The sequence below is a fragment of the uncultured Aggregatibacter sp. genome (assembly GCF_938046485.1).
In the GTDB taxonomy this organism is placed as follows: Bacteria; Pseudomonadota; Gammaproteobacteria; order Enterobacterales; family Pasteurellaceae; genus Aggregatibacter.
On record NZ_CALIWN010000051.1, the window covers coordinates 1 to 6,269 of the forward strand.

The 6,269-nt window shown below is 41.9% G+C and carries 6 protein-coding genes; 5 read left to right on the forward strand and 1 reads right to left on the reverse strand.

What is annotated here, in order from left to right:
• Nucleotides 1–418 (forward strand): hypothetical protein (locus tag Q0203_RS06680; protein ID WP_297930650.1); only part of this gene is annotated, 418 nt, incomplete at its 5' end.
• Between the two features lie 21 nt (nt 419–439).
• Nucleotides 440–808 carry a hypothetical protein gene (locus Q0203_RS06685; RefSeq protein ID WP_295976165.1) on the forward strand — a complete coding sequence of 123 codons (369 nt, stop codon included), beginning with the start codon at nt 440–442 and terminating at the stop codon, nt 806–808.
• An 863-nt stretch (nt 809–1,671) separates the two neighbouring features.
• Here the strand turns inward: Q0203_RS06685 and uvrA are convergent.
• Complete coding sequence (gene uvrA, locus Q0203_RS06690) at nt 1,672–4,503, reverse strand: excinuclease ABC subunit UvrA (protein WP_297930653.1); 2,832 nt, start codon at nt 4,501–4,503, stop codon at nt 1,672–1,674.
• Between the two features lie 169 nt (nt 4,504–4,672).
• On the opposite strand from uvrA, the gene Q0203_RS06695 reads away from it, so the two are divergent.
• The 3 genes from Q0203_RS06695 to Q0203_RS06705 form a co-directional block, all read left to right on the forward strand.
• A complete protein-coding gene (locus Q0203_RS06695; protein WP_297930656.1) occupies nt 4,673–5,158 on the forward strand; it encodes a single-stranded DNA-binding protein in 486 nt (161 codons plus the stop codon).
• Between the two features lie 318 nt (nt 5,159–5,476).
• Nucleotides 5,477–5,884: a polyketide cyclase gene (locus Q0203_RS06700; RefSeq protein ID WP_297930659.1), complete on the forward strand. Its 408-nt coding sequence runs from the start codon at nt 5,477–5,479 to the stop codon at nt 5,882–5,884.
• Between the two features lie 12 nt (nt 5,885–5,896).
• The coding region (locus tag Q0203_RS06705) for a MarR family transcriptional regulator (RefSeq protein ID WP_297930662.1) at nt 5,897–6,269 on the forward strand (373 nt) is incomplete at its 3' end.

A 6,269-nucleotide genomic window follows, 5' to 3' on the forward strand; every position in this document is an offset into this window, starting at 1 on the left:
GAGGAATTTGTATCGGTTTGAGGGCACGGTGCAGAATCAAGTTGACCCATTGGGCTTATTTGCACCAGCACTTGCGGTGCCTTGGCTTTTAGAAGGATTAGCCTATGTCGGGACAGCCATAGCTGGTATTCTTATCGGCGTGGGGGCAATGGAGGCAGCGGATAAGGTTGAGGCTCAGGCTGAAGCAGATGGTACAGTGAAGTATAATAAAACAAAATGCCCGCCTTGTAATCCTCCTGCTGGAGTTAAGTTTGATTTTCAGACTCATACTACTCATGATCATGGAGGCGGTTTAGGTAGCACGGGATCAAAAGTCCACTGGCATTATTCGGTAAATAATCAAAGACCTTATCCGGATTGTACATGTTTTACTATAAAACACGCTTTTGGTGGTTGTGGGCCAGCTCCAATACCTTAAATTTTATAAGAGGGAAATTAAATGAATTTTTTAATTGATGCAAAAATTATGAGTATAAAATTTGATTTTAATGCAAGTAATGTATTAAAAAATCAAAATCTTATATTCGAAGTTGAAAAACTTGAAGATAATTTAGTGAGCTACACATTGCAGTTTATTGATGTTAGCAGTTTTCAAGTCTTCCTAGATGTTGGAGAAAAAAATTTATCCCCCTCTTCCTATGAAGCAGATAGTATTTACATATCGTCAATAGTTATGCTGGAGCAATATAAAAATCATAAAAAATGGAAAATAACATTAATTGATAATGTAGGTAGTATTGAAATTTTTTCTAATGACATTGAGATTGTTAGAGATGAATTAGGAAAGGAAGTAAGAAAGATTATTTAATTAGTTTATTTTTAATAAGGTATTTAATGAAATATGCTACCCATAAAAATATAATGCTTAGAGATCTTATTTATTGGAAAAAATTCATCTCCTTGAGATAAAGGGATGATAGTCTTATTTAATTCTATGGGACTTGTTCAAATCATGAGAGATGATAAGAACATAGATATTGAATTTATTTTACACCTAACAGCTCCTGACGTTAATGACTTTTTAAATTGTCGTTGTGAACATTAGCTTTTCTCGAGCCATCTCTCAATATGTGCTTATAACATTTTGAAAAAAATAGATATTATTTAACGGCTATATCGGATATGGTTGTTATCATTTAAAAAATGTTTGAAAAACCGACCGCACTTTGAACTATATCTGAATAACCGGGCAAGTGAAATGGAATAGGATAACTATTTCGGATTGAACTTAAGGTTTATCCCGTTTAAGTTTTGAATAGTAGACCGTAGCGTGCAACTTGTTGCACGAAAAAAATGGAACTAACCAAACGATGTGATTAAACGTGCGGTCATTGTTGGGACATTTTTATCCATTCATCAAAATTAACAGAAATGTATTTCGTGCATCAAGATGCACGCTACGAAAATCAAAACGTGATTAAATCAACGTAGCGTGCAACTTGTTACACGAACAAGACGGAATTAAACAAACGACGTGTTTAAACGAGCGGTCATTTTTGGGGACGTTTTTACCCATTCACCAAAATGAATGGAAAGGTATTTCGTGCATCAAGATACACGCTACGAGAATCAAAACGTGATTAAATCAACGTAGCGTGCAACTTGTTGCACGAATAAGGTAAAATCATCCAGACAACGTGCGCAAAAGTGCGGTCGGAAAATGCAGCGTTTTTACCCTTTCACCAAAATCCCTTTCAAGAAGCGCGCGGTATGCGAACCTTCGACTTTAGCCACCTGCTCCGGCGTACCGGTGGCGATAATTTGTCCGCCGCCACTACCACCTTCCGGGCCGAGATCCACAATCCAGTCGGCGGTTTTAATTACGTCTAAATTGTGCTCAATGACCACGATAGTATTGCCTTGATCGCGCAAGCGGTGCAACACGGAAAGCAACTGTTTGATGTCGGCAAAGTGTAGCCCGGTAGTAGGCTCGTCCAGAATATACAGCGTTTTGCCCGTATCTCGTTTAGAGAGTTCCGTTGCCAATTTCACCCGTTGCGCTTCACCGCCGGAAAGGGTGGTGGAGGATTGACCTAAGCGAATGTAAGACAAGCCCACGTCTATGAGGGTTTGCAGTTTACGCGCAATCATCGGAACAGCATCGAAAAATTCGCGCGCTTCTTCCACGGTCATATCCAATACTTGATGAATGGTTTTGCCTTTGTAGCGAATTTCCAAGGTTTCGCGGTTGTAGCGTTTGCCCTTACATTGGTCGCACGGCACGTACACATCGGGCAGGAAGTGCATTTCCACTTTGATGACGCCGTCGCCCTGACAGGCTTCGCAACGTCCGCCGCGTACGTTAAAACTGAAACGCCCCGGGTTGTAGCCGCGTGCTCGGGCTTCCGGCACACCGGCGAACAGCTCACGAATTGGGGTAAACACGCCGGTGTAGGTTGCCGGGTTAGAGCGCGGAGTTCGGCCAATCGGGCTTTGGTCAATATCGATGACTTTGTCAAAAAATTCCAAACCTTCAATAGATTTATATGGCGCTGCTTCCGCATTTTCCGCACGGTTTAACGCATTTTGGGCAATCGGGAACAAGGTATCGTTAATCAACGTGGATTTGCCTGAGCCGGACACGCCGGTGATACAGGTGAACAAGCCCACCGGAATCTCTAAGTTGACGTTTTTCAGATTATTGCCTGATGCGCCAAACAACTTGAGCGTTTTTTTCTTATCAAGTGCGGTGCGTTTTTTCGGTATTTCGATTTTTTCCGCGCCGGATAAGAATTTACCCGTAAGCGAGTTTGGATTTTGCATGATTTGTTGCGCTGTGCCTTCGGCAATGACATTGCCACCATGTACACCTGCGCCAGGGCCAATATCGATAATGTGGTCGGCGCTTAAAATCGCATCTTCATCATGTTCCACCACAATCACCGTGTTGCCAAGATTTCGTAAGTGAATCAAGGTATTGAGCAAGCGTTCGTTATCCCGTTGATGTAACCCGATAGACGGTTCATCCAACACATACATCACGCCGACCAAGCCCGCACCAATTTGGCTGGCAAGGCGAATGCGTTGCGCTTCACCGCCTGAAAGGGTTTCAGCGGAGCGGGAAAGGGAAAGATAATTCAGGCCCACATTGACCAAAAATTGTAACCGCTCTTTGATTTCTTTCAGAATCTTCTCGGCGATTTGCGCTTTTTGACCGCTCAGTTGTAGCGCTCCAAAAAAGCTCAAGGCTTCTCCGATGCTTTTCTCCGATACATCAGGCAGATTGGTTTGCTCAATATAAACGTTACGTGCCTCTGGGCGCAGACGCGAACCGCCACAATCGGCACAAGGGCGATTGCTGATGTGTTTGGCGAGTTCTTCGCGCACTGACATGGATTCCGTTTCTTTATAACGGCGCGCCATGTTGTTCAAAATACCTTCAAAGACATGGTGGCGCAACACCACATCGCCACGATCGTTCATGTATTGGAATTCAATTTCTTCCTTGCCGGAACCGTGCAAAATAATCTGTTGAATTTTTTTCGGCAGTTCTTCAAAAGGCGTTTCAATATCGAAATGGTAGTGTTTCGCCAAGGACGTGAGCATTTGGTAATAATAGAAATTGCGACGATCCCAGCCTTTAATAGCGCCATTGGCAAGGGAAATGCTTGGATTTTGCACCACGCGTTTTTCATCGAAATATTGTTGCACGCCCAAACCATCACAAGTCGGGCACGCACCGGCAGGGTTATTAAAGGAGAAGAGACGAGGTTCCAGTTCCGGTACGGAATAGCCACAGTGCGGACAGGCAAAGTTGGCAGAGAACACCAGTTCTTCCGCCTTCGGATCGTCCATATACGCGACGACCGCCGTGCCGCCGGAAAGCTCGAGCGTGGTTTCAAAGGATTCCGCTAATCTTGTGGCTAAATCTGACCGCACTTTAAAGCGATCCACCACTACTTCGATGGTATGTTTTTTCTGTAATTCCAGTTTTGGCGGATCGGATAAATCACAAATCTCACCATCGATACGGGCACGAATGTAGCCTTGCGCAGCAATTTGTTGCAATAATTTAACGTGCTCACCTTTGCGCTCTTTTACCACCGGCGCCAACAACATCATTTTGCTTTCTTCAGGCAGAGAAAGCACTTTATCCACCATTTGGCTGATGGTTTGTGCCGTGAGTGGCACATTGTGATGAGGACAGCGCGGCTCACCCACGCGGGCAAACAACAAACGCAGGTAATCGTGAATTTCGGTAATGGTACCCACCGTTGAACGCGGGTTGTGTGAGGTAGATTTTTGCTCAATAGAAATAGCCGGTGAAAGCCCTTCAATATGATCTACATCGGGTTTTTCCATTAATGACAAAAATTGACGCGCATAGGCGGATAAGGATTCCACATAACGGCGTTGTCCTTCGGCATACAACGTGTCAAACGCCAAAGAAGATTTTCCCGAGCCGGATAAGCCGGTAATAACAATGAGTTTGTCGCGTGGAATGGTTAAGTTAATATTTTTCAGATTGTGGGTTCTCGCCCCACGAATGTCGATGGTATCCATAATAGATTTTATAAATGAAAGAAGTGTAAATTTGCGACAATTATCGCATATTCCTAAATAACTGTGCAAATATCCAGTTAATTTTGTTGAAGGCGTGGATTTATTCCGAATTTTCAGGCAGAATAGAGCAAATTTTTTTACAGCAAAATTGAATAAAAAAGAGGATATTATGGCTGGAGTAAATAAAGTCATTATTGTGGGTAACTTAGGTAACGATCCTGAAATGCGTACCATGCCGAACGGCGAAGCGGTTGCCAACATTACCGTTGCCACCAGTGAAAGCTGGAATGATAAAAACACCGGCGAACGTCGTGAAGTGACCGAATGGCACCGCATTGTGTTCTATCGTCGTCAGGCGGAAGTGGCGGGCGAATACCTACGCAAAGGCTCTAAAGTTTATGTCGAAGGGCGTTTAAGAACCCGCAAATGGCAAGATCAAAACGGCCAAGATCGCTACACCACAGAAATTCAAGGCGACGTTTTACAAATGTTAGACAGCCGCTCTGATCGTCAATCCGGCGGCTACGCGCCGGCAGCACAGCCAAGCTACTCAAGCCAAGCACCAAGCGCGCCAACTGCACCACGTGCCACTCCGGCAAGCAAACCGGCAGCCGAACCGCCAATGGATAATTTTGATGATGATATTCCGTTCTAACGAATAAAGCACAAAAATGATAAAGGGTCTGATGTGATGTCAGACCCTTTGTTTTTTGTGGCATAAAGCCAGTGTATTTTTAACGTAAGTGGGATTTGTAAGGCGTGTGCTCATTGATTAATCCTTAGAAAAATAGGCACAAACGTGGACGTTTGCGCCATCAGGGGCAAAGAATAGTAGTACACAGTCTGAAAAGATTGAAAAAATTTATTCTGTCATTTAGAAAAGCTAAAGAATAGTATCCCAAGTATAAATTTTGTTGACAATATTATAAGTTTACTTATAATAAGCACACATATAGTTAGAGGAGAAATTACAATGGAACTTAGTTTTAGTTTGAAAATCAAAGCTGCAAAAGAAGATGCATGGGAGTACTATGCAAATATTGAAAAATGGTATGATTGGGAAGAGGATTTAAAAAACATTACATTGAAAGGTAATTTTGAGACTGGTTCATGCGGAACTATGGAGCTTGAAGGAATGCCTCCTATGGAATATCAGCTTACTCTTGTAAAACCTTTTGAAGAATTTTGGGATAAAACAGAAACTCCGTTCGGAGATATTCTTTTCGGTCATCAAATTATTGATAATAATGACGGAAGCGTGAATATAAAACACACTGTGATTTTAGATAGTGAGGATGAGCAACATTTGGAATTTTTAAAACAAGTTTTTTCAGATGTTCCTCAGTCTATATTTATTCTAAAAAATTGTTTGGAAAAATAAGGTGGTTGCTGTTTGTTTACATCAAAATATAAAGACAATTCAGAAAAATCAACAGGATTGTTGTTCATGAGGGTGTACAATAAATGGCATCTTATGATAAAAAAAGAGTTAAAGAAAATAAATTTGACACACCCTCAATTTGTTGTTTTAGCTTCTCTTGCTTATCTATCGCAAAATGATAATGAAGTTACACAAGTTATGATTTCAAAACTCTCAGAGATAGATGTCATGACGGTATCTCAAATATTGAGTTTATTGGAAAAACATGATTTTGTGAAAAGAAAAGAACATTCAAGAGATACAAGAGCAAAAGTTGTTATTTTAAACAAGAAAGGAGAAGAAATATTACAAACAGCTGTTCCGTTAATTGAGCAAATTGATGAGT

What these genes read in the sequence shown, in the direction of transcription:
- Q0203_RS06685 (WP_295976165.1), top strand. Translation starts at nt 440, where the DNA reads ATGAATTTTTTAATTGATGCAAAAATTATGAGTATAAAATTTGATTTT.
- uvrA (WP_297930653.1), bottom strand. Translation starts at nt 4,503, where the DNA reads ATGGATACCATCGACATTCGTGGGGCGAGAACCCACAATCTGAAAAAT.
- Q0203_RS06695 (WP_297930656.1), top strand. Translation starts at nt 4,673, where the DNA reads ATGGCTGGAGTAAATAAAGTCATTATTGTGGGTAACTTAGGTAACGAT.
- Q0203_RS06700 (WP_297930659.1), top strand. Translation starts at nt 5,477, where the DNA reads ATGGAACTTAGTTTTAGTTTGAAAATCAAAGCTGCAAAAGAAGATGCA.